The following is a 20,493-nucleotide window of genomic DNA, read 5'->3' on the forward strand; positions in this document are numbered from 1 at the left end:
TTGCGTGCAAGATTAGCAGATGACTGCCATCCCGAGGGCATCATGCAGTAAACTAGGCGCGCTCTCGCACAGTCCCAGCTCTCGCCTGAACTGTGCCCGCCACACACCGATTTAGGATCTGTTATGAATTTTCGTTTAGCCCTGCCCTTGGTGTTGAGCTTAGTCTCCGCCCCCGCACTGGCCTTTGTTATTCCAACCCCGCCCGCGCTCGATAATAAATCCTCAATCTTGATCGACTTTGCCTCTGGCCAAGTCCTCACTGACAACAACGCCGACATGCCGGTTGAGCCAGCATCATTGACCAAAATGATGACCAGCTACATCGTCGAACGTGCGCTCGATTCAGGTCGTCTAAAAGAGACTGATTTGGTCGGCGTTAGCGAACACGCTTGGTGCCGTGGCTCTAGCAATGAATCGTGCATGTACTTGCCGCTCAATGGTCAAGCCACTGTCATCGACATGCTCCGTGGCGTCATTATTCAATCCGGTAACGATGCATCGAAAGCCTTAGCTGAACATATTGCCGGCTCAGAGCCAGCATTCGCCGAGATCATGAATGGCGAAGCTAAGCGCTTAGGCATGAAAAATACGCATTTTATGAATGCCACTGGCTTGCCCGACCCAGCCCATATCACTACCGCTCGTGATATGGCGATCTTGGCACGCGCCATCATCAAAGATAGCAATAAGTACTACCCGATTTATTCGGAAAAGTCTTTTACTTACAACAACATCAAGCAAGGCAACCGTAATGCCCTGCTTTATACTGACCCAACTGTCGATGGCTTGAAAACAGGCCACACCAATGCCGCAGGCTATTGCCTAGTAGCATCTAGCCAACGTAGCAGCATGCGTTTGATTGCTGCCGTTATGGGCACCACCAGTATGCAAGCTCGTGCAGACCAAGTGCGCGCTCTATTGAACTGGGGCTTTAGCAGCTACGAAAGCGTGACACCAATGAAAGCTGGCACCATCCTCTCTGAAGCGCCATTGTGGTTTGGTGTTGCCGACACTGTGAAAGTTGGCTTAGCGGATGATTTATCGCTGACCCTACCACGCGGCAAAAAAGACTCAGTTGAAGCAAAAACACGTTTGCAGCCAGAGCTCAGCGCACCAATCGCCAAAGGCCAAGTGGTTGGCGAAGTCGTGGTTAGCATCGATGGCAAAGTGCTTGCCACTCAGCCAGTTGTCGCCATGGAAGCTGTTGAAGAAGCCAACTTCGTGGTGCGCATGTGGCACTACCTAAAACGCTTTTTGACCAACTTATTCTAAGCCACTACACAGACGAGGCCGGCAATGACTGAACGCCCTACCGACATTAAGAATGAAGAACTATGGGTCTTTCCCATGGACTACCCCTTAAAAGTCATGGGAGAGGCGAGCCAGCCAATGGCACAGATTGTTGCCGACCTCATTTGCAAATATGTGCCCAGCTTTGATCCAGCCACAATTGAGATGCAGACCTCGTCGAAAGGCAAATATGTATCGATACGAGTGGTTTTTCATGCCGAGCGCAAAGAGCAGATTAACGATGTCTACGCCGCGCTCGCCGCTGAGCCGGCCATTCGTTTAGCACTCTAAATCATGGCACGTCCTTGGCAGATTAGCCGCTTAGCAGAGCTCGAATATTCGGGCTGCTATGAGGCTATGAAGACTTATACCGAGACGCGCGATGCCGATAGCAGTGACCAACTATGGCTGCTCGAGCATTCGCCGGTATACACCCAAGGCCAAGCAGGCAAGCCCGAACATGTCTTGCTCAGCAACAACATTCCCATTGTGCAGAGTGATCGCGGCGGCCAGGTTACCTATCATGGCCCTGGCCAGCTTGTCGGCTATTTACTAGTCGACATCGATCGTATTGGCGTTAACACGCGCAAATTTGTTGAGCGCGTGGAAGATGCACTCACCGATGCCATTCGCTCCTTTGGCATTGCCGCTGAAGCCAATCGCGACGCGCATGGTGTTTATGTGCAAGGTCGAAAAATTGCCTCGCTAGGACTGCGCATTCGTCGCGGTCGCAGCTATCACGGCTTCTCGCTTAATGTCGCCATGGATATGCAACCCTTTCTCGGCATCAACCCCTGCGGCTATGCCGGCCTAGTCATGTGCCAACTGCGCGATGAACTAGCGCAAGACCATCCCTCGCGCGCACTCAGCGACCGCGAATTAATCACCGCAGTCGATAAAGCCTGCTGCTTGGCATTGAGCCAACACTTCCCTGAACTAGACCTTGGTCTAGATGAGCAGCGCTAGACAGCCAATCGCTCATATACCATAGTCGCAAGTCGTTCTTATCATTGATGGAATGGCTCTATGCCACAGTGGCTTCTGCCCCTAGTCTCCGTCCTCTATGTATCACTGCTATTTGCGGTGGCGTATTGGGGCGACCATCACAGCCCGCGTTTAAGCCATCGTCAGCAAGGCATTATTTATAGCCTAACGCTCGCGGTGTACTGCACTTCGTGGACGTTTTATGGCGCCGTTGGCTCTGCCGTAACCAATGGCTGGGGCTACCTGCCTATCTATCTCGGCCCGCTGCTGTTTATTCTATTTGCTCGCGGCTTGATGGAGCGTTTGGTACTCATCAGCAAGGCGCAGTCGATTACCAGCATTGCTGACTTTATTGCCGCACGTTATGGCAAGGCTCAGCATCTAGCAGGTACCGTTGCGGTAATTGCCATTATTGGCGCGCTGCCGTATATCGCGCTGCAACTTAAAGCGGTGGCCATGAGCGTGAATGTGCTCAGCGCAGCCGGCCTCAACAACCCCTTCCCGACTAGCGATACCGCGCTGTGGATTAGCTTGGTGCTGGCCGCTCTCGCCATCTTATTTGGTACGCGCCACATCGATGCCACCGAGCACCATCAAGGCCTGATGCTCGCCGTGGCGCTTGAGTCTGTGGTCAAGCTTGCCGCATTGGTCGCTGTCGGCATTTTCGCGCTACTGCATCTCGATGCCCTGCCTAGCGATTGGATTAACTCACCAGCACTCGATCAATTAGCCCGACCTAGTGATCTGCCGCAAGGTTTTCTAGCGCAAGTCCTATTGGCATTTTTAGCCATGGTCTGCTTACCGCGCCAGTTCCATGTCGGCGTTGTCGAGTGCAACGATGCCAGCCATGTTCGCCAGTCGCATAATTGGTTTGGCGGCTATTTACTGTTGATTTCGCTAGCGGTTTTACCCATCGCCGCGATGGCTCTGCTCGACCCCGGCTTGGCGCGCATGCATCCCGATATTGCCGTGCTCGCGCTGCCGTTAGCGGCCAATAATGAAGCTCTCGCGGTATTTGCCTTTATCGGCGGATTCTCCGCTGCCGCCGGCATGGTGATCGTCTCCAGCGTGGCGTTATCGACCATGATTACCAACGACTTGGTTGTGCCCATGCTGTTGCGCTCGAAGCGCTTTGGCCAGCGTCTCGCGCTCCGACTCCTACTTATTCGCCGCTTATCGATTATTGCGCTAACGCTACTCGGCTACGGCTACTACCGAGTCATTGAAGAGTTCTCTCAGCTCAATGCCGTCGGCCTACTCGCATTCTCAGCCGTTGCGCACTTCGCTCCCGCCCTGCTTGCTGGCCTGTTTTGGCGCGGCGGCAGTCGCCAAGGCGTGATGGTCGGTCTCATCGCCGGCATCAGTGTCTGGGCCTACACACTAATGATCCCCGCCATGCTGCCCGCGCTTGGCCTCAGTGCTGAATGGCTCAGTCAAGGACCATTCGGCCTTAGCTGGCTACGCCCACAAGCGTTGTTTTATCTAGAGGGGTGGGACCCGCTCACGCACGGTGTATTTTGGAGTTTGTTGGTCAATATCAGCTGCTTTGTCGTGGTGTCTTTACGCTTTCGCCCAGGCATCAGTGAGCAGCTTGAAAGCAGCCACTTTCTTGATCCATTTACCACGCAAAGCCAAGCGCTACATACAGAAGAATGGCAGCGCCTACCGCTCAGCGAGCTTCACGCTTTGGCCTCTCGTATCCTAGGTGAGGAAGCGACAAATCAGGCCTTTGATCAGTTTGCTCGCGGGCGTGGCCAGCAACTCGACTTACGCCGCTCGGCCAGTCGTGCTTGGGTGCAATTTACCGAGCGCTTGCTAGCCGGTGCCATGGGCGCTGCATCATCGCGTGCCATTTTAACCACGGTTCTGCGCGGCAGTGGTTTAGAGATTGGCCAAGTAGTAGCCTTGCTTGATCAAAGCTCACAGCTGCAACGCTTTAATCGCGGCGTGCTCAACACCATGATGGAGCACATCGAGCAGGGTATTAGTGTGGTCGATGCTGAAATGCGCTTGGTGGCATGGAATCGACGCTATCTTGAACTTTTTGATTACCCCGATGGCATGGTCTATACCGGTTGCCCTGTGGCAGATTTGATTCGCTATAACGCCGAACAAGGCGAGTGCGGGCCAGGCCTAATCGACGCCCATGTCGAAAAGCGCATTCGTCATATGCGCGAAGGCAGTCCGCATATTTTTGAGCGCATTCGGCCCGATGGCCAAGTGTTAGAGCTACGCGGACGGCCAGTGCCCGGCGGCGGCTTTGTGACTACATTTGCCGATATCACACACTTCAAGCGTACTGAACACACACTAGCTGAAGCCAAAACCGAACTAGAGGAACGTGTTGCATTGCGCACGGCCGAGCTACAGACAGCTCTAGCGGCACAAGAGCAGGCGAAGAGCCAAGCTGTTGAAGCCAACCAATCTAAAACACGTTTTTTAGCCGCTGCCAGCCACGATATTTTGCAGCCAATGAATGCCGCGCGACTGTTCTCATCAGCACTAAGCCAGCATCCTGAGCTATCTGGCGAGGTCGGCGTATTGGCCCAGCAGCTCGATAGCTCGCTGCGTGGCGCTGAAGAGCTACTCTCGGCCTTGCTGGATATTTCACGCCTAGATGCGGGAGCACTACTGCCGCACCCCGAAGCCATCGCGCTAGATGCGCTGTTAATCGAACTGATTGAGCAAGTCCGGCCCTTAGCAGCTCAACGTGGCCTTACCCTAAGACTATGGATGCCCAAGGGCGCAATTTGGGTGCGTAGCGATAGGCAATGGTTGCGCCGCATTATTCAAAACTTACTAAGCAATGCCCTGCGCTATACCCGCAATGGCGGCGTGCTCGTTGGCTTGCGTCGCTGCGACAATGGCCAAGGCTGGCGTCTTGATGTGCGTGATACTGGCCCCGGTGTTCCTTTGGGCCGACAAGCCAGTATTTTTGAAGAGTTTCAACGTGGCGGCGAAGCTTCTCCTTGGGGCGAAAAAGGCCTTGGCCTGGGTCTCGCCATTGTCGATCGCATGGTGCGGCTGCTTGGGCATCGCATTAGCCTGCGCTCGGCGAGTGGTCGTGGAGCCTGCTTTAGCATTCGCATGAGCGCCTGCTCACCTGCCATTCGCGCTGTAAATAGCAGCGACTTAGCCGTGGCGAATGCCGGCGACTTAAGTCGCTTAACGGTGCTCTGCATCGATAACGAGCCAGATATTTTAGCTGGCATGCAGGCCTTACTAGGTCGCTGGGGCTGCACTGTCGTCGTTGCTAGCAATGGTGCAGAAGCGCATGCGCAGCTAGAGGAATATCAGCCTGAGGTAATTTTGGCAGACTATCATCTGACCAACGACGAAGATGGTTTAGACTTGCTGCTCACCTTAGCCGTTGGTCGAGTTGGCGCATTAGTGACAGCCGATCATAGCGATGAGACTGCGCAAGCGGTGCGCGCTGCGGGCCTTGGCTTACTGCGTAAGCCCATTAAACCTGCGGCATTGCGCGCATTTTTAGCCGCCAGCGCACAATCGCTTTAAGTCATTTATTAGCTGGGTACGCCCTAGGCCTTAGTTTATGCAGCAAAACATCGCCATTATTGGCAGCGGGATGGCCGGCTTAGCCGCCGCGCACTTTCTCTCGCGCGCAGGCCATCGCATCACGATTTTTGAAGCACAAAATGGCCATGGCATGGATGCGCATAGCCTGAACTGGCAAGGCGGCCTAGTCGATGTGCCTTTGCGCGTAATGAGCCCACAAGTTTGGGGCAGCGTGATCGATCTTGCCGCCTCCGTTGGTGTCTCAACATTTCCAGTCGATACATTTGCCGCCTGCAGTTGGCTCGATGATCAATCCACATGGTTTCGCAGCAGCCGCTTATTTGGCCTACCGAGTGTGGGCTCATGGCGTCATATCGGTCTCAATAGCGCCCGTCTTGCACGTGGCTTTTGGCAACTACGTACTTGCCTAGCAGACCTCAGCGCCGATGATCCGCGCACTTTAGCTGAGCTACTCGCCGACACCTCTTTCGACCCGTTATTTTGGCGCGGACTAGTGCTGCCATTGCTAACGACTATCTGCACCTGCGATGAGCAGCATCTATTGGCCTGGCCTGCGCATCAACTGCTGTCCTTACTCAACACTATTGTCCATGGCGATACTTTGGTGCGCTTGCAAGGTGGCACGCCGGCACTAGTGGCTGCGCTCGGCAAAGACCTCTTGCGCATTAGCGGCAGCCCTGTGCAATCGGTGCGTGAGTTGGCTGAGGGTGTTGAAGTACTTAATGCTCGTGGCGAAGGTGGTATTTTTGATCGCGTGGTGGTGGCAACTCAAGCTAATCAACTCGGCTTTCTCGATACGCCTTGGCAGCGCGAACAGACCTTAATGCAGGGCATTCGTTTCGATCATGGCGAGCTTTGGGTGCATACCGATACGCGCTTTTTGCCGGCAAAACGCAGCGATTGGTCGGCGTTGAACTACAGCATCTCGCGCGATTTATCGCAGGCGATGTTTAGTGTTTGGGTCAATGCTGTGGAGCCTAGCCTGCAAGATGCTGCGCCTATTTTGCAAACGTGGAATCCTTTATTCCCACCAGCCGATGAGCATGTGATCGTTCGTGTGCCACTGGCGCGCGCCGTAGTTCATAGCGGCACTCACAGTGTGCATGAGCAGCTGCGCGTGCTGCATGCAGAAGCTGGCCGCCGTGTATTTTTCTGCGGCTCATGGGCTCATGCCGGCGTGCCGTTATTGGAGTCTGCGGTGCGTTCGGCACAGGCAGTGGCGGCATTTATTCCTGCTGCAAAAGCTTAAGGCGTGGATGTACAAAGTCGCTTACTAGGCGCCGCTGGCCCTGCCCCGCACTGGGGCAATCTCGGCGCTTGGATTAGCAAAGATAATCAACTCAGCTCGAGCCAGCCATATAACGAAGCAGCGAATCGATTAGCGCTGCTGCATGCTGCTGCAGTTGGCATAAACGAGCGTGACAGCTTGCTTGAGCTAGGCGCCGGTGCAGGTGCTAGCCTGCGCTTATGGGCGAGCCATGGTGTGCGCAATATCATCACGATTGATCAGGCCCTAACGACGCTGCCGGCTGAGTTCAAGGGGCTTGGCGTAAATCATCGTGGCATTCAGGCAGACTTTGATGCGCCGTGGTCTGAGCTACCGCTAGTTGATGTCATCATCGCTGTTGATGCGCTTTATCATGCCCGATCGTTCGGCTCTAGCTTAGGTAATATTGCCGCTCAGCTCACGCCGCAGGGGCGTTGGGCGCTAAGCACATTGCACATTAATACCGAGCTCACGCGCTCACAAAAAGCGCAGCTAAAAACCCAATTAATGGCCTGCGGCATTGCCTGGTCCGGTGTTTGGCATCAATCATTTTCGAGTGTTGAGCCGCCGAGTATTTTTGAAAATGCTGGCTTAGCAATACAGCGTATCGATGATTTAACAGAGTCAGTATTAGCAGGCTTTGCTCTTGCCATTGCGCATCGCAAACAAAGCCTGTCGCTTAGCGATCAGCTGCATCCGGCATGGTGGAAACTAAGCTTAACAGCCCGACTCTGCCGCTCATTAGTCGCGAGCGGCAAGGTGCGTTATGTGCTTATTTCTGGCGAAAAATCCGCGTAAAAACTCGCGATCAATCTTCTTCAATTACCTGCGCTAAACGCATACTTGGGTCGAGTTGCAGCTTCGATGCAGCCACTACCGCCTGCGTTCGATTTGATGCGCCGAGCTTCTTCAAAATAGCGGTCATATGTGCCTTGATAGTCGCTTCCGACACGTTCAGCTCATAGGCGATCTGCTTATTCAGCAGGCCATCGGCGAGCATCATCAGCACGCGAAATTGCTGCGGTGTGAGATCACGCAAACGCTTGGCGATATCGGCTTCATCTGGGGCTAAATGCGTAGGCTGTGAACTCGCCGCGCTGGCTGGCAACCAGACATCGCCATCGAGCACTTGCGCAATAGCTTTCGCCATTTCATCCAAGCCTGTCGACTTCGGAATATAGCCACTGGCACCATGCGCTACCGCACGACGAATCACCCCAGGCTCTTCATTGCCAGAGACCACAATCACCGGCAACGATGGAAAGCGCGCACGCACATGAATCAAACCTGAGAAACCTGATGCACCGGGCATGTGCAAATCCAAGAGCAATAGATCAGGCTCTTCGCCACGCTCTAATAACGTCTGCAACGATGCCGTGGTGTCAGCTTCGGCAATCGTCGCATCGGGGTAAAGACGTGCCACGGCGCCTTTGAGGGCATCGCGAAATAGCGGATGATCATCGGCAATCACAAAATACATGGCACACCTCTCTAGTAATGCAACGATAGCTTAAGCCTCGGCGCGACGGCCCTGTACCAGACTATCGACAACGCTCGGATCGGCCAAGGTTGATGTGTCACCCAAGCCGTCAAACTCGTTGGCGGCGATTTTGCGCAAGATGCGACGCATGATTTTTCCAGAGCGCGTTTTTGGCAAGCCAGGTGCCCATTGAATCTGATCAGGAGCAGCAATTGGACCAATTTCAGCGCGCACATGAATCACTAAAGCCTTGCGTAACTCTTCGCTAGGCTCATGGCCTTCTTGCAGCGTGACATAGGCAAAAATGCCCTGACCTTTAATATCGTGCGGAAAGCCAACAACTGCAGCTTCAGCCACCGCCACATGCGATACCAAGGCGCTTTCGACTTCAGCCGTGCCCATGCGATGGCCTGACACGTTTAGCACATCATCGACGCGACCAGTGATCCAGTAATAATCATCGGCATCGCGACGCGCGCCATCGCCAGTGGTGTATACGCCGGGGAAGACGTTAAAGTAAGTTTCAGCAAAGCGTTTGTGATCGCCATAGATCGAGCGCATCTGACCAGGCCATGAGTCTGTAATAACTAAGTTGCCCTCACAAACGCCTTTCATCAGCGAGCCATCGTTATCTAAAATAGCGGGCTTAATGCCGAAATACGGACGGCTGGCGGAGCCCGGCTTCATATCAACAGCGCCAGGCAATGGCGTAATTAAGACGCCACCAGTTTCAGTTTGCCACCAAGTATCGATGATTGGGCAACGCGAGTCGCCGACAACTCGGTGATACCAATTCCATGCTTCGGGGTTGATTGGTTCACCGACCGAGCCAAGCAGGCGTAGCGACTTGCGGCTGCTTTCTAGCGTTGGGCCATCGCCCTCACGCATCAGTGCGCGAATGGCTGTCGGTGCGGTGTAGAGAATGCTGACGTGGTGCTTATCGACGACCTTGCCAATACGGCTCCAGTCGGGGTATTGCGGCACACCTTCAAACATCACGGTAGTTGCGCCATTGGCTAAAGGGCCGTAGAGCAAATAGCTATGTCCGGTGACCCAGCCTACATCGGCGGTACACCAGAACACATCATCTTCGCGTAAATCGAACATATTGGCGAAGGTGCTGGTGACATAAACCAAATAGCCGCCGGTGGTGTGCAGCACGCCTTTAGGCTTACCGGTCGAACCCGATGTGTAGAGAATAAATAACGGGTCTTCGGCGTTCATCGCGACAGCAGCGTGATCAGCTGAAGCGCCGGTCATTAGGTCGTGGTACCAAAAGTCGCGCTTGTTATCCCAGTTCACCGAGCCACCGGTGCGACGAACCACAATGACTGTGGTCACGCCAGAACCTGCTGGCGTGCGAATCGCGTTATCGACGTTAGCCTTCAGTGGTACAGCTTTGCTGCCTCGCAAGCCTTCGTCGGCAGTAATCACTACGGTAGAACCGCAGTCTTCAATACGTCCTGCTAATGAGTCTGGCGAAAAACCGCCAAACACCACCGAATGCGGCGCGCCAATACGCGTACATGCCAGCATAGCCACCGCTGCCTCTGGGATCATCGGCATATAAATGGTGACGCGATCGCCTTTTTTGACACCTTTCGCTGTTAGCACATTGGCAAATTTACAGACCTCAGCATGCAGCTCGCGATAGGTAATGTGGCGCGACTCACGCGGGTCATCGCCCTCCCAAATAATGGCAGTTTTATCGCCGCGCTTGGCTAACTGACGATCTAAGCAGTTGGCGGCAACGTTGAGCTCACCATCAGCAAACCATTTGATGCGTAAATCTTCAGGGTTAAATGAGACATCTTTGACTTGAGTGAATGGCTTCATCCAGTCCACGACCTGCGCCTCTTTCGCCCAAAATGCGTCGGGATTAGCGATCGACTCGGCATAACGCGTGGCGTATTCATCGGCGGTATTACGTGTGCCCGCAGCTAAATAATGGGCTGGTACAGGAATTACAGTGGCGTCGCTCATGGCGTTGGCTCCTCAGTTGTCTGTCTTATATGCCTTAGCACCTTCCCCGAGTATGCCTCGCGCAAGGCATTATCTGCATTAGCCTTTCGTATCACTGGCACAAAAACTCTACCAGCACCGAGCATTACGACCTAAGTGTTAGATACCAATGCCTAATACAGTTCACACCAGCGCAGCGCTATACAAGCAAAACCTACTTTGCGTTGGAGAATAAGAAGATGAAGCGCCTAACCAAAATCGCCCTGCTGACCCCACTAGCTGCTGCCATGTTTCCTGGCTTTGCCTTAGCAGACACTAGCAGTGAAATTGCCGCCTTACGCGATCGCCTAGAACAGCTCGAAGCTCAAGTGGCACAACAAAATGCCACTCCAGCACCAGTCACCTCAAATAGCAGCGTCTCTTTTGGTGATACCAAATTTAGTTTTGGCGGCTATGTAAAAGTTGACGCACTGTATTCACGCTTCTCTGATGGCTCAGTGGCCGGCAGCTCCAGTGGTCGCGACTTTTACGTGCCAAGTGCCACGCCCATCTCTGCTGGCAATGGCAACGCAAGTTCAGTGTTTGATATGCACGCGCAGCAAACACGTTTCTTCTTCAAGACTGAAACGCCTGCTGGCGATGGCAAGTCGGTCAAAGCCTATATCGAGATGGATTTTCAGAGCCCGGCACGTGGCTCTGAGCGCGTCACCAACAACTATGATCCCGGCTTACGTCACGCATTTTTGACCTATGACAAATGGTTGATTGGCCAAACTTGGACAACCTTCCAAGACCTCGGTGCATTACCTGAAACTGTGGACTTCGTTGGTTCTTCCGATGGCACAGTTTTCGGTCGCCAGCCTCAGGTACGCTATAGCACGGGTAATTGGCAGTTCTCCGTCGAGAACGCCGAAACTGCACTAGCTAGCCGAAGTGTTCCAGCTGGTGCCGTATCGATTACTGATCAAGGCTCCAACGCCATGCCAGACTTAGTTGCTCGCTATACGCACAAAGCAGACTTTGGCCATATCAGCGTTGCCGCTTTGGCGCGCCAGCTAAAAACTAGCCAAAATGCAGCCGGCCAAGATGAAACTACCGAAGGCTACGGCATTTCTCTCTCAGGCAAATATAATCTCAGTAGCGGCGATGATATTCGCTATATGGCTACCTACGGCAGCGGCCTCGGTCGCTATGTTGCGCTCGGAACCAGCGGTGATGCCGTCGTCGATGCCAGTGGCAATCTAGAGGCAATTGACGTGGTCGCGGGCTATGTGACCTATCGCCATTTATGGTCCGATAAACTGCGCAGCAGCATTCAGGCCTCTGTTTTATCAATAGATAACCCAGATATTCTGGCGCCAACGGCAGCCATTAGTGATGCCAACAAAACCATTTTCTCTGGCTTGACCAACATCATTTATAGCGTGACACCGAAACTGGATATTGGCGCTGAGTATCTACATGCCAATCGCGAGGTTGAAGATGGTCGTGACGGCAACGTAGATCGCCTGCAATTCATGGCCAAGTACAGCTTTTAAGCGCCCTGCGGCACACAAAGGCCATACATATCTGCCACTAAAGCCTTGCAGATAAACCACCATGGGCTAACCTACACTTAAGTTGTCTTAGCCCATTTGAGTACACGCTCATGAGTCGCTGGCACATTGCTGGTCGCAGCTTACGCGCCTTAGAAGCCATCACCGATGGCCTTCCTGCAGGCAAAGCCCCCGAGTTCGATACCCGAGGCCCTACTGAGCGCCTTCGTAGCATCACACTTCCCGCTTCCGATAAAGATAGCCATGTCGACTTCTGCGTCGCTACCGGCGCTTGGCCGATTGCCGCGTTTTGGAGTGCTCACGCATTTCTAGCAATGACCGGCGTTTTGTCTGGCGGCGGAGGCGGCTGGCTACTTTGGCTAGCGGTCGGCCTGTTTGGCGTACTTCGTCAAACCAGTAATGTCATGCGCATCAACCAGCATCGCGTGCTAGTTCGCGAAGGCTTGGCTGGGCGTGCTGAACGCAAAATCGAGCTGCATCAAATCAGCTCAATTTGGGTGCAGCAAGGTGCGACCGGTCGTGCCCTCAATATTGGCCGTGTTGGCATGCAACTGATCAATGGTGAAGTAGTTTGGGGGCCAGTTATCGGCCATCCAACGCGTGCAAAACGCGCGATCGCGGTCGCTGTCAGTCGCCGTACGGCAAGTAATTAAACCATTCGTTACAGTATTGAAATTTAGGACTTGAGCAAGTCACTCGTCTCACGCATGATCTAGGCACAACTAAAACAACCTAGGTCATTGCTATGAGTGATAGCGTTTTTATTTTGGTGCTCCTGCCCATCTCTCTTTTTATCATTCTATTCAGCCTTGGGCTTGCGCTCACAGTCGCTGATTTTCGCCGTGTTGCGGTCTACCCACGCGGTGTCGCCGTCGGTATGGCTAACCTGATCTTCATCTCGCCCCTTCTCGCAGTTGGCCTTGCAATAGCCTTTAAGCTACCACCAGAGCTTGCTGTCGGCATGGTATTGCTTGGCGCATCGCCAGGCGGCACCACTGCCAATATGCTCACTCATCTTGCGAAAGGCGATACCGCACTATCACTAACCATGACAGCAATTAGTAGTGTTGCGGCAGTGTTTACTGTGCCGATCTTGCTCGACTTATCGACTCAATGGTTTATGCATGGCGAAGCGCAATATGAAATCGCCATGATGCCCATCGTGATGAAAATCCTGCTCATTACCTTGCTACCACTAGGCATCGGCATGATTGTTCGCAGTCGCGCCACACAATGGTCGATACGCTTTGAGCCGCTAGTGAAAAAAATCGCCACCATCTTTTTTATCTTGGTGGTGTTTGTTGTGCTCTGGTCTGAGCAAGAGCATATCTTTAGCAATATCGCCAGCGTCGGCCTAGCCGTGCTCTGCCTTAACGTCTTCGCCATGGGCATTAGCTATGGCAGCTCAAAACTCGCCGGCTTAGATGGCCCGCAATCAACCGCCATCAGCATTGAGCTCGGCGTGCATAACACCACGCTAGCAATGGCCGTGGGCGCAATGGTATCGGCATCAATGATCATCCCTGCTGCGGTGTATAGCCTGTTTATGTTCTTCACTGCCGGTGCATTTGCGAAATGGATGCATAGCCGCAATAGCTAGAAAAAAGCCCCGCCACACAATGCATGTGGCGGGGCTTTTTAGTGTTAAGGCAGCGCTTTGTGTCTGTTAAAACAGACGGTTCATGCCATTGAGCGCCGCCACCCGATAAGCCTCAGCCATGGTCGGATAGTTAAACGTGGTATTGGCAAAATACTCGATCGAGTTATTCGGCAAATTCATCACCGCCTGACCAATGTGGACAATCTCAGCGGCGTTATTACCGAAGCAATGAATGCCCAAAATCTCACGCGTATCGCGATGAAATAAGATTTTCAACATACCAACGACATCGCCCGAAATCTGCGCGCGCGCAAGATGCCTAAAGAATGACTGACCAACCTCATAGGGCACTTTATCTTCGGTGAGTTGGCGCTCGGTACGGCCAATGCAGGAGATCTCGGGGATGGTGTAAATGCCCGTCGGCACATCGCCAACATGCGGCACATCTTGACTACCAGTGATGTGCGCAGCGGCACAGCGACCTTGATCATAGGCAGCAGATGCTAGCGCGGGCGGACCAATGACATCGCCTGCCGCGTAAACATTCGCGGCGTCTGTGCAATAGCGCTCATCGACAGCAATTTGGCCACGACTATTGGCACTCAAGCCTACGGCCTCAAGGTTGAGCGTTTCAGTATTACCGGCACGGCCGTTGCACCAGAGAATGGCATCGGCCTTAATTTTCTTGCCCGACTTCGTGTGCAAAATCACGCAATCGTCCTGCGTTTCAAGCTTGCTGTATTCCTCTTGATTTCGAATAAGCACACCTAAATCACGAAGATAATGCGACAGCGCATCGGCAATTTCATTGTCTAAAAATGACAGCAACTGCGGCTGCGTATTGACCAGATCGACCTTGTAGCCGAGGCCAACAAAAATCGATGCATACTCGCAACCAATCACGCCAGCGCCATAAATAATCAGCTTTTGCACTGGATAGTCGAGCTTCAAGATCTTATCGCTATCGAAAACGCGTGGATGATTAAAGTCGATGTCAGCAGGCTGATACGGGCGGCTGCCGGTAGCAATTACCGCAGACTCAAAACCAATGCGCTCGCTAACACCCTCAGAGGTCAGCACGCTCATGGTGTGATCATCCTCGAAGCGAGCCTCACCGTAATACAGATCAACGTCGTTGCGCTCGAAAAAGCGGTGATGAGTAGTTACTTGTATATCAATGACTTTATGCGCGCGTGCCAACACTTGCGACAGCGGCAGGCTGCGAATATCGGCCATGCGCGACAGCAATGGGTCACGGCGAAAACGCATCAGGTTATAGACGGTCTGGCGCAGTGCCTTGGATGGAATAGTGCCCACATGCGCACAGTTGCCACCAACTTCGCCAAGCTGATCGATCACCGCAACGCGCCGGCCTTCCTTAACCAATTTCATGGCCGCACCCTCACCCGCAGGTCCAGCACCAATCACTACCACATCGTAACGCGCTAACATGCTGATCCGCCCTATTTGCTATGCCTTAGATTGACTATTAGGGTAGTGTTTTTACGGGCGTTTGTCTGGCTTATTCAACCAAAGAATGGTCTCTCAGCGTAATACATGCCGGCACACTAGCATCGGTTTTACGCTACACTCAGGCACATCTTTAGTGTCCTGATGAGCCATCATGAGCAACTCCAGCGAGCCCACTCTTAGTAGCCCCAATCCTGTGCGCATCGAGACCGGCGTGAAGCTGCGTGGTGCGGAGAAAATGGCGCGTATTCCGGTGAAAATCATCCCCACCGTGGAAATGCCGCGCAAGCCTGACTGGATCCGTGTACGCATTAAAAACCCAGCCGAAGTAGCGCGAATCAAAGGCCTGCTGCGCGAGCAAAAACTGCACACCGTGTGCGAAGAAGCCGCCTGCCCTAACCTTGCCGAATGCTTTGGTGGCGGCACCGCGACCTTTATGATCATGGGCGATATTTGTACACGCCGATGCCCATTTTGCGATGTCGCCCACGGCCGCCCCAATATGCTCGATGCCGAAGAGCCACATAACTTAGCCGAAACAGTGGCCAACCTTGGCCTGAAATACGTGGTGGTGACTTCGGTCGATCGTGACGACTTGAAGGATGGCGGCGCACAGCATTTTGTCGACTGCATCGTCGCTGTGCGCGAGCGCAACCCTCACATCAAAATGGAAATTTTAGTACCCGACTTTCGTGGCCGTATGGATATCGCGTTGCGCTTAATCAGCGAATGCCCGCCAGACGTGTTCAACCACAATATCGAAACTGTGCAGCGCTTATATAAAGCTATTCGGCCGGGCTCGGACTATCAGCACTCGTTAACACTGCTGCAACGCTTCAAGCAAGAGCGCCCAGACATCGCCACCAAATGCGGCCTTATGGTCGGCATTGGCGAAACTGAAGAAGAAGTACTCGCGCTACTCGATGACTTGAGAGCTCACGATGTCGACCTAGTCACCATCGGCCAGTATTTGCAGCCCTCGAAAACGCATGCGCCGGTCGATCGTTTTGTTCATCCCGATGAGTTTGCTCGCTACGCCGCTTATGGCCGCAAAATTGGTTTTCGCAACGTTGCTAGCGGCCCCATGGTGCGCTCGAGCTATCACGCCGACCTGCAATTTGCTGGCGTCGACGTCAATGCGATGACTGTTGCGGCTCAAGCCAATTGATGGCCATAACTACTGGATGGCTTTTAGCACATGACTGACTTGTTTCATCGTTTGCAGATCAACCACGCCAGTGGCGAAATCCCTGGTGAGCGCGTCGATATTGGCTGGCGCGCTTGGGCATCTCGTGCACCTATAAAGAAGGTTGGTAGCCTGCGTTTCTACGTAGAAAACTTGCAGTTTTGGCTAGCCGTCTGGCGCTTTTTCGGCCAGCAGCGCGTGCTCATTCAAGTCGATAACCACTACCTAACGGCCACTAGCGCCAGCATCACAGCCAATGATCAGGGCAGCATTAGCGTCACTCTCATGCAGCGCACTACTATTCTTGGGCACTTCTTTCGCTATGTTCTATGGCGCCGGAAAAGCCCTTTACACAACACACTCATGGGCAATGATGTCCGCATCAGCTTCAGCTCGTCGATTCCTACCGAACTACCAAAAAAGCTAAGCCATTGCCCCGAAGCACTGTTGGATGGCGATAGTGCGTTGAGCTTGCCGCTGCATATCACGCGCTATATTAGTCAGTAGCTAGCGCCGCTTTTGCCGCCGCCAATGTGGCGCGCGTCTCAGCCCGATCAAGCTGCTTTACAGCACGCTGGGCCATGGCCAACGCCGACAGGGGACGGCCACTGCGAATGAGCACATCGGCTAAATTATTTAGCAGCCAAGGCGACTCCGGCTGCGCTTTCAAACCTTCCTGCAGCACGGCCTCAGCGCTGGCCAAACCTGTTTCTTGTTCAGCGAGCTGCGCCTGTGCCAACCACAAGGAAATCTCTTCTGGCCAATAACTTAGACCACGGCGCAAACCGGCCATGGCAAGCTCTGGCGGTGCTGCTTTAGCCATGACCACGAGCTGCTTAGCCACGACAGATGAGGTCACGGATGCCGGCCATTCAGCCTGCACTGGCAGCAAACGAGTAGCCCAGCGCCCACTACGTGCCCACGTTCGATCAAACACCGACCAACTCAGCACCAAGCGCTTCTGCTCGCCAGAGCGCAGAATAATCTTTTCACGTGCAGTATCGACGCCAATAACAACGGCGTAATGCCAGACCGGATACCACGACAAACCATTGTTTTGAAACACCACGACCGGGCTGCCATCGGCGACTGCCTGTGCAAGCACGCGCAAGTTCGGCGCTAAGCGCTCGGGCACAAACCCGCGCTGGCGCGATTGAGCCACGAGCTCATCGGTGAGCGTGCCTTCTCGGCCTGGAATATACAGTGATGGCGCAAGCGCTTCGGGCGTGACCGGCGAACCAAGATAGGTCATCACCATGGCCAATGCCGCAGGGCCGCACTCATACTCGCGCTGAGCATAGAAAGGGACGTTGCTGAGTTCTACCGATGGCGGCGGCTGCACGCGTAAATCAAGCGCCTGCGGTGTCATGCAGGCGCTCAATAATAACGCCAGCAGCGCCGTCAGCCAGAGTTGGCTTAGACGCATACTGGATCGACTCAACGAATGGAGCGTGTGAACGGGAAGATTTTGGTGAAGCCTAGAATATCGGTTACTAGCAATACCAAGAAAACAAAGATGACGGCGCCAATAACGCCACCACCACCAGCACCGACTGGCGTGGAATCAATTTTCTCTGCTAAACGCTGCACTTCTTCATCAGATAATGCCGCAACACGATCAACCGCTTGGTCTGAGTCAACACCAAAACGCGTCATTTGCGTACGTACTTCTTCGCGCTGAAGCCAATCCACCACCTGCGCACGCTGGCCTTCAATTGCAGCGCTATCGCTGCTCGACAAATACGTTTCCGGGGCAATGGGCCCAGCAATTGCAGCCATGCTCCAGGCGCTCGTAGTCACAATCAATACACTTGCTGTTGCAGCTCGAATGAACTTTTTCATTTTTATTACCTCATGGATAGCTTGTCCAATATACGCGTAAACCATCTACCACGTTGACATATCTCCAGTCGCGCCATTCTTTCGAACCGCTTAGTCAAAGCGCTAACATGCGCCTCTCAGCCGCGTCGGTCGGCCACAAATGGGTTGGTACGGCGCTCATGGCCAATGGTCGACATCGGGCCGTGGCCGGGCACAAAACGCATATCATCAGGCAGTGTCCAGAGCTCACGCTTAATGGCATCGAGCAAGTCCTGATGATTGCCCATAGGGAAATCGGTGCGGCCTATAGAGCCGGCAAACAGCACATCGCCAACAAAACTCACGCCTGCACTTTCCGAAATAAATACGACATGCCCTGGAGTGTGGCCGGGGCAGTGGCGCACCAATAATGTCTCCGCACCAACCGTGACCTCATTGCCTTGATCTAGCCAACGCGTCGGCGTAAATGGCCGCGCCGTGGGGAATTGAAACATGCGCGATTGATCATCTAAGCGATCGATCCAAAACTGATCGCCGGGGTGCGGCCCCTCAATTGGCAGGTGCAATTGCTCAGCCAAATCGGCCACGGCACCGGCGTGATCGATGTGTGCATGAGTGACTAGCAGCTTGGTGAGTGTCACGCCTTCGGAGGCGACCAGAGCCAATAGTTTATCGGCGTCACCGCCGGCATCAACGAGCGCTGCTTCATTGGTGGCATCGCACCAAATCAAACTACAATTTTGTTCAAACGGGGTCACGGGGTGAATACGAAAGCGTAAAGCCATTAACTCAGCTCCTGGTTCGGGCGACTGATTTCGGCCGCAGCGGGTGGTCGGTGCTCTGGTTTCAGGCGCACATAAAGGGTTTTATTCACGCGGGCAATCACTTGGCCATCGGCATCAACAACCTCCACAACAAGCTCGGGACGCACGGCGTCACCTGTGGCGGCCTGTGTTTTGATTTGCTCAAGCAGGCCATCAGGCAGGCGAAAGTAGGCAAATACTTGGCTCTTACCGGGGCGCAAAAAATCAATTTTCGCGGCCTGATCCCAGACAATATAGTGCGGCCCTAAGCGTCTCATTAGGATGAGCATGTAAAACGGATCGACCATACTGTAAAGGCTGCCGCCAAAGTGCGTGCCGACGTAATTTTTATTCCAGAACGTTAGCTTCATGGAAACGTCGATTTCGCTAAAGTCTGGACTGATACGATCGACTCGAATACCCGCCCCTAAGAACGGAAAATACAAAGAAAACAACCACCGTAGACGACTCGCTTTCATACAGACACCTTCAGATATGATGACATTTTGGGCTACACTCGCCCCATCATTGCCAAGGAGCACTTTACCATGCCATCGATGGATGTCGTTTCAGAACTCGAGGTTTACGAGGTTAATCACGCCGTACAAAACACCACGAAAGAGATCGCTACGCGTTTCGACTTTCGCGGCTCGGAAGTATCGGTAAGCTTCAACGAGAAAAACAAAGAAATTAAACTTAGCGCTGAATCAGACTTTCAGGTCGAGCAAGTGCTCGCCATGCTCGAAAGCCAAATGATCAAGCGCAAAGTCGACCCACAAGTTTTCGATCCACAAAAAATGGAAGCCTCGGGCAAGTTCATGCACCAAATCATCAAGCTGAAAGATGGTTTGGACAGCAACACTGCAAAAAAAGTAGTGAAGCTATTAAAAGAAAATGGCCATAAAGTTCAAGCCAGTATTCAGGGCGACAAAGTGCGCGTGAGCGATAAAAAGCGCGATACCTTACAAACCGTAATGGCATTTTTACGCGAGCAGCAGCTGGGTTTGCCGCTGCAATTCAATAATTTCAAGGATTAATAGCGATGGCTTTTAGCAATAACATCACGCGCGCCATGCGGCCTTTTCAGGCCCTGCCAGAAAGTTTACGCCAACGCGCTATTTCAATGATTTTTGGTCGAGTAGTGCCTTTTGTTGGCACTTCGGCTCTGCTCTATGAAGAGATCAGCGAAACCCGTGTGATTGTCAGCATCAAGAACCGCCGTAAAGTGCAAAATCACATCAAAAGCGTGCACGCAGCAGCGATGGCGCTCTTAGCAGAAACCGCCTCAGGCTTTGTTGTTGGCGTGAACTTGCCCGATGACAAAATGCCGCTGATTAAAACCTTGAAGGTCGATTATGTTCGCCGTTCATCAGGTGATTTGCGCGCAGTGGCAACGCTCACGCAAGCCGACATCAACCGTATTCGTAACGAGCCAAAAGGTGAAGTGCTGGTGCCGGTCGTGGTGACTGACGCCACTGGCGAGCAGCCGGTGAATTGCGAGATGCTCTGGGCTTGGACCAGCAAGAAGCGCAAATAA

At 53.4% G+C, this 20,493-nt stretch carries 20 protein-coding genes; 13 read left to right on the forward strand and 7 right to left on the reverse strand.

The window, feature by feature from the left end; translation table 11 throughout:
- Window positions 1-123 precede the first annotated feature (123 nt).
- From ACFQ0F_RS07655 to ACFQ0F_RS07680, 6 genes are read left to right on the forward strand one after another with little or no spacing between them, the layout of a single operon-like run.
- Window positions 124-1,272, forward strand: coding sequence for a D-alanyl-D-alanine carboxypeptidase family protein (locus ACFQ0F_RS07655; protein WP_340675514.1), 1,149 nt, complete (start codon window positions 124-126; stop codon window positions 1,270-1,272).
- 24 nt (window positions 1,273-1,296) lie between these two features.
- On the forward strand, window positions 1,297-1,581 hold the full coding sequence (locus ACFQ0F_RS07660) for a YbeD family protein (protein WP_340675513.1): 285 nt from the start codon (window positions 1,297-1,299) through the stop codon (window positions 1,579-1,581).
- 3 nt (window positions 1,582-1,584) lie between these two features.
- Window positions 1,585-2,256 (forward strand): lipoyl(octanoyl) transferase LipB, encoded by a 672-nt coding sequence (gene lipB / locus ACFQ0F_RS07665; protein ID WP_340675512.1) that lies wholly within the window; start codon window positions 1,585-1,587, stop codon window positions 2,254-2,256.
- A gap of 60 nt (window positions 2,257-2,316) precedes the next feature.
- Window positions 2,317-5,790: a PAS-domain containing protein gene (locus ACFQ0F_RS07670; protein WP_379070787.1), complete on the forward strand. Its 3,474-nt coding sequence runs from the start codon at window positions 2,317-2,319 to the stop codon at window positions 5,788-5,790.
- Between the two features lie 37 nt (window positions 5,791-5,827).
- On the forward strand, window positions 5,828-7,060 hold the full coding sequence (locus tag ACFQ0F_RS07675; RefSeq protein WP_340675510.1) for an FAD-dependent oxidoreductase: 1,233 nt from the start codon (window positions 5,828-5,830) through the stop codon (window positions 7,058-7,060).
- 3 nt (window positions 7,061-7,063) lie between these two features.
- The gene (locus ACFQ0F_RS07680; protein ID WP_379070791.1) at window positions 7,064-7,876 is read left to right on the forward strand and encodes a class I SAM-dependent methyltransferase; all 813 of its coding nucleotides are present in this window, start codon (window positions 7,064-7,066) and stop codon (window positions 7,874-7,876) included.
- A gap of 10 nt (window positions 7,877-7,886) precedes the next feature.
- On the opposite strand, the gene ACFQ0F_RS07685 is transcribed toward ACFQ0F_RS07680, so the two are convergent.
- A complete protein-coding gene (locus ACFQ0F_RS07685) occupies window positions 7,887-8,558 on the reverse strand; it encodes a response regulator transcription factor (RefSeq protein ID WP_340675508.1) in 672 nt (223 codons plus the stop codon).
- A gap of 30 nt (window positions 8,559-8,588) precedes the next feature.
- Window positions 8,589-10,541: an acetate--CoA ligase gene (gene acs / locus ACFQ0F_RS07690; RefSeq protein ID WP_379070800.1), complete on the reverse strand. Its 1,953-nt coding sequence runs from the start codon at window positions 10,539-10,541 to the stop codon at window positions 8,589-8,591.
- Between the two features lie 218 nt (window positions 10,542-10,759).
- Between acs and ACFQ0F_RS07695 the strand changes: the two genes are divergently transcribed.
- From ACFQ0F_RS07695 to ACFQ0F_RS07705, 3 genes are all read left to right on the forward strand, one after another.
- A complete protein-coding gene (locus ACFQ0F_RS07695) occupies window positions 10,760-12,058 on the forward strand; it encodes a DcaP family trimeric outer membrane transporter (RefSeq protein WP_379070803.1) in 1,299 nt (432 codons plus the stop codon).
- 110 nt (window positions 12,059-12,168) lie between these two features.
- Complete coding sequence (locus ACFQ0F_RS07700; protein WP_379070806.1) at window positions 12,169-12,729, forward strand: PH domain-containing protein; 561 nt, start codon at window positions 12,169-12,171, stop codon at window positions 12,727-12,729.
- A gap of 92 nt (window positions 12,730-12,821) precedes the next feature.
- Entirely contained in the window at window positions 12,822-13,676 is an 855-nt protein-coding gene (locus ACFQ0F_RS07705; RefSeq protein WP_379070809.1) for a bile acid:sodium symporter family protein, read from the forward strand.
- Window positions 13,677-13,742: 66 nt separating this feature from the next.
- On the opposite strand, the gene sthA is transcribed toward ACFQ0F_RS07705, so the two are convergent.
- Entirely contained in the window at window positions 13,743-15,128 is a 1,386-nt protein-coding gene (gene sthA, locus ACFQ0F_RS07710) for a Si-specific NAD(P)(+) transhydrogenase (protein WP_379070812.1), read from the reverse strand.
- A gap of 172 nt (window positions 15,129-15,300) precedes the next feature.
- Between sthA and lipA the strand changes: the two genes are divergently transcribed.
- A complete protein-coding gene (gene lipA / locus ACFQ0F_RS07715) occupies window positions 15,301-16,314 on the forward strand; it encodes a lipoyl synthase (RefSeq protein ID WP_379070815.1) in 1,014 nt (337 codons plus the stop codon).
- A 30-nt stretch (window positions 16,315-16,344) separates the two neighbouring features.
- A complete protein-coding gene (locus tag ACFQ0F_RS07720; protein WP_379070818.1) occupies window positions 16,345-16,839 on the forward strand; it encodes a hypothetical protein in 495 nt (164 codons plus the stop codon).
- Here the strand turns inward: ACFQ0F_RS07720 and ACFQ0F_RS07725 are convergent.
- The 4 genes from ACFQ0F_RS07725 to ACFQ0F_RS07740 form a co-directional block, all read right to left on the reverse strand.
- Window positions 16,829-17,758, reverse strand: coding sequence for a PA2778 family cysteine peptidase (locus tag ACFQ0F_RS07725; protein WP_379070821.1), 930 nt, complete (start codon window positions 17,756-17,758; stop codon window positions 16,829-16,831). The genes ACFQ0F_RS07720 and ACFQ0F_RS07725 overlap by 11 nt on opposite strands.
- A gap of 11 nt (window positions 17,759-17,769) precedes the next feature.
- Window positions 17,770-18,174, reverse strand: a complete 405-nt coding sequence (locus tag ACFQ0F_RS07730; protein WP_379070824.1) for a PA2779 family protein — start codon at window positions 18,172-18,174, stop codon at window positions 17,770-17,772.
- Window positions 18,175-18,290: 116 nt separating this feature from the next.
- Window positions 18,291-18,938: an MBL fold metallo-hydrolase gene (locus ACFQ0F_RS07735; RefSeq protein ID WP_340675498.1), complete on the reverse strand. Its 648-nt coding sequence runs from the start codon at window positions 18,936-18,938 to the stop codon at window positions 18,291-18,293.
- On the reverse strand, window positions 18,938-19,435 hold the full coding sequence (locus ACFQ0F_RS07740; protein ID WP_379070828.1) for a DUF4442 domain-containing protein: 498 nt from the start codon (window positions 19,433-19,435) through the stop codon (window positions 18,938-18,940). Before ACFQ0F_RS07740 ends, ACFQ0F_RS07735 begins: the two co-directional genes overlap by 1 nt.
- A gap of 69 nt (window positions 19,436-19,504) precedes the next feature.
- On the opposite strand from ACFQ0F_RS07740, the gene ACFQ0F_RS07745 reads away from it, so the two are divergent.
- Window positions 19,505-19,993 (forward strand): YajQ family cyclic di-GMP-binding protein, encoded by a 489-nt coding sequence (locus ACFQ0F_RS07745; RefSeq protein ID WP_379070830.1) that lies wholly within the window; start codon window positions 19,505-19,507, stop codon window positions 19,991-19,993.
- 5 nt (window positions 19,994-19,998) lie between these two features.
- Complete coding sequence (locus ACFQ0F_RS07750; RefSeq protein ID WP_340675495.1) at window positions 19,999-20,493, forward strand: DUF4442 domain-containing protein; 495 nt, start codon at window positions 19,999-20,001, stop codon at window positions 20,491-20,493.

The sequence above is a fragment of the Paraperlucidibaca wandonensis genome (assembly GCF_042677145.1).
GTDB classification, from domain to species: Bacteria; Pseudomonadota; Gammaproteobacteria; order Pseudomonadales; family Moraxellaceae; genus Perlucidibaca; species Perlucidibaca wandonensis.

Bases quoted from the DNA above. Each gene is read 5' to 3' on its own strand.
- ACFQ0F_RS07655 (WP_340675514.1), top strand. From the start codon at position 124: ATGAATTTTCGTTTAGCCCTGCCCTTGGTGTTGAGCTTAGTCTCCGCC.
- ACFQ0F_RS07660 (WP_340675513.1), top strand. From the start codon at position 1,297: ATGACTGAACGCCCTACCGACATTAAGAATGAAGAACTATGGGTCTTT.
- lipB (WP_340675512.1), top strand. From the start codon at position 1,585: ATGGCACGTCCTTGGCAGATTAGCCGCTTAGCAGAGCTCGAATATTCG.
- ACFQ0F_RS07670 (WP_379070787.1), top strand. From the start codon at position 2,317: ATGCCACAGTGGCTTCTGCCCCTAGTCTCCGTCCTCTATGTATCACTG.
- ACFQ0F_RS07675 (WP_340675510.1), top strand. From the start codon at position 5,828: ATGCAGCAAAACATCGCCATTATTGGCAGCGGGATGGCCGGCTTAGCC.
- ACFQ0F_RS07685 (WP_340675508.1), bottom strand. From the start codon at position 8,558: ATGTATTTTGTGATTGCCGATGATCATCCGCTATTTCGCGATGCCCTC.
- acs (WP_379070800.1), bottom strand. From the start codon at position 10,541: ATGAGCGACGCCACTGTAATTCCTGTACCAGCCCATTATTTAGCTGCG.
- ACFQ0F_RS07695 (WP_379070803.1), top strand. From the start codon at position 10,760: ATGAAGCGCCTAACCAAAATCGCCCTGCTGACCCCACTAGCTGCTGCC.
- ACFQ0F_RS07700 (WP_379070806.1), top strand. From the start codon at position 12,169: ATGAGTCGCTGGCACATTGCTGGTCGCAGCTTACGCGCCTTAGAAGCC.
- ACFQ0F_RS07705 (WP_379070809.1), top strand. From the start codon at position 12,822: ATGAGTGATAGCGTTTTTATTTTGGTGCTCCTGCCCATCTCTCTTTTT.
- sthA (WP_379070812.1), bottom strand. From the start codon at position 15,128: ATGTTAGCGCGTTACGATGTGGTAGTGATTGGTGCTGGACCTGCGGGT.
- lipA (WP_379070815.1), top strand. From the start codon at position 15,301: ATGAGCAACTCCAGCGAGCCCACTCTTAGTAGCCCCAATCCTGTGCGC.
- ACFQ0F_RS07720 (WP_379070818.1), top strand. From the start codon at position 16,345: ATGACTGACTTGTTTCATCGTTTGCAGATCAACCACGCCAGTGGCGAA.
- ACFQ0F_RS07725 (WP_379070821.1), bottom strand. From the start codon at position 17,758: ATGCGTCTAAGCCAACTCTGGCTGACGGCGCTGCTGGCGTTATTATTG.
- ACFQ0F_RS07730 (WP_379070824.1), bottom strand. From the start codon at position 18,174: ATGAAAAAGTTCATTCGAGCTGCAACAGCAAGTGTATTGATTGTGACT.
- ACFQ0F_RS07735 (WP_340675498.1), bottom strand. From the start codon at position 18,938: ATGGCTTTACGCTTTCGTATTCACCCCGTGACCCCGTTTGAACAAAAT.
- ACFQ0F_RS07740 (WP_379070828.1), bottom strand. From the start codon at position 19,435: ATGAAAGCGAGTCGTCTACGGTGGTTGTTTTCTTTGTATTTTCCGTTC.
- ACFQ0F_RS07745 (WP_379070830.1), top strand. From the start codon at position 19,505: ATGCCATCGATGGATGTCGTTTCAGAACTCGAGGTTTACGAGGTTAAT.
- ACFQ0F_RS07750 (WP_340675495.1), top strand. From the start codon at position 19,999: ATGGCTTTTAGCAATAACATCACGCGCGCCATGCGGCCTTTTCAGGCC.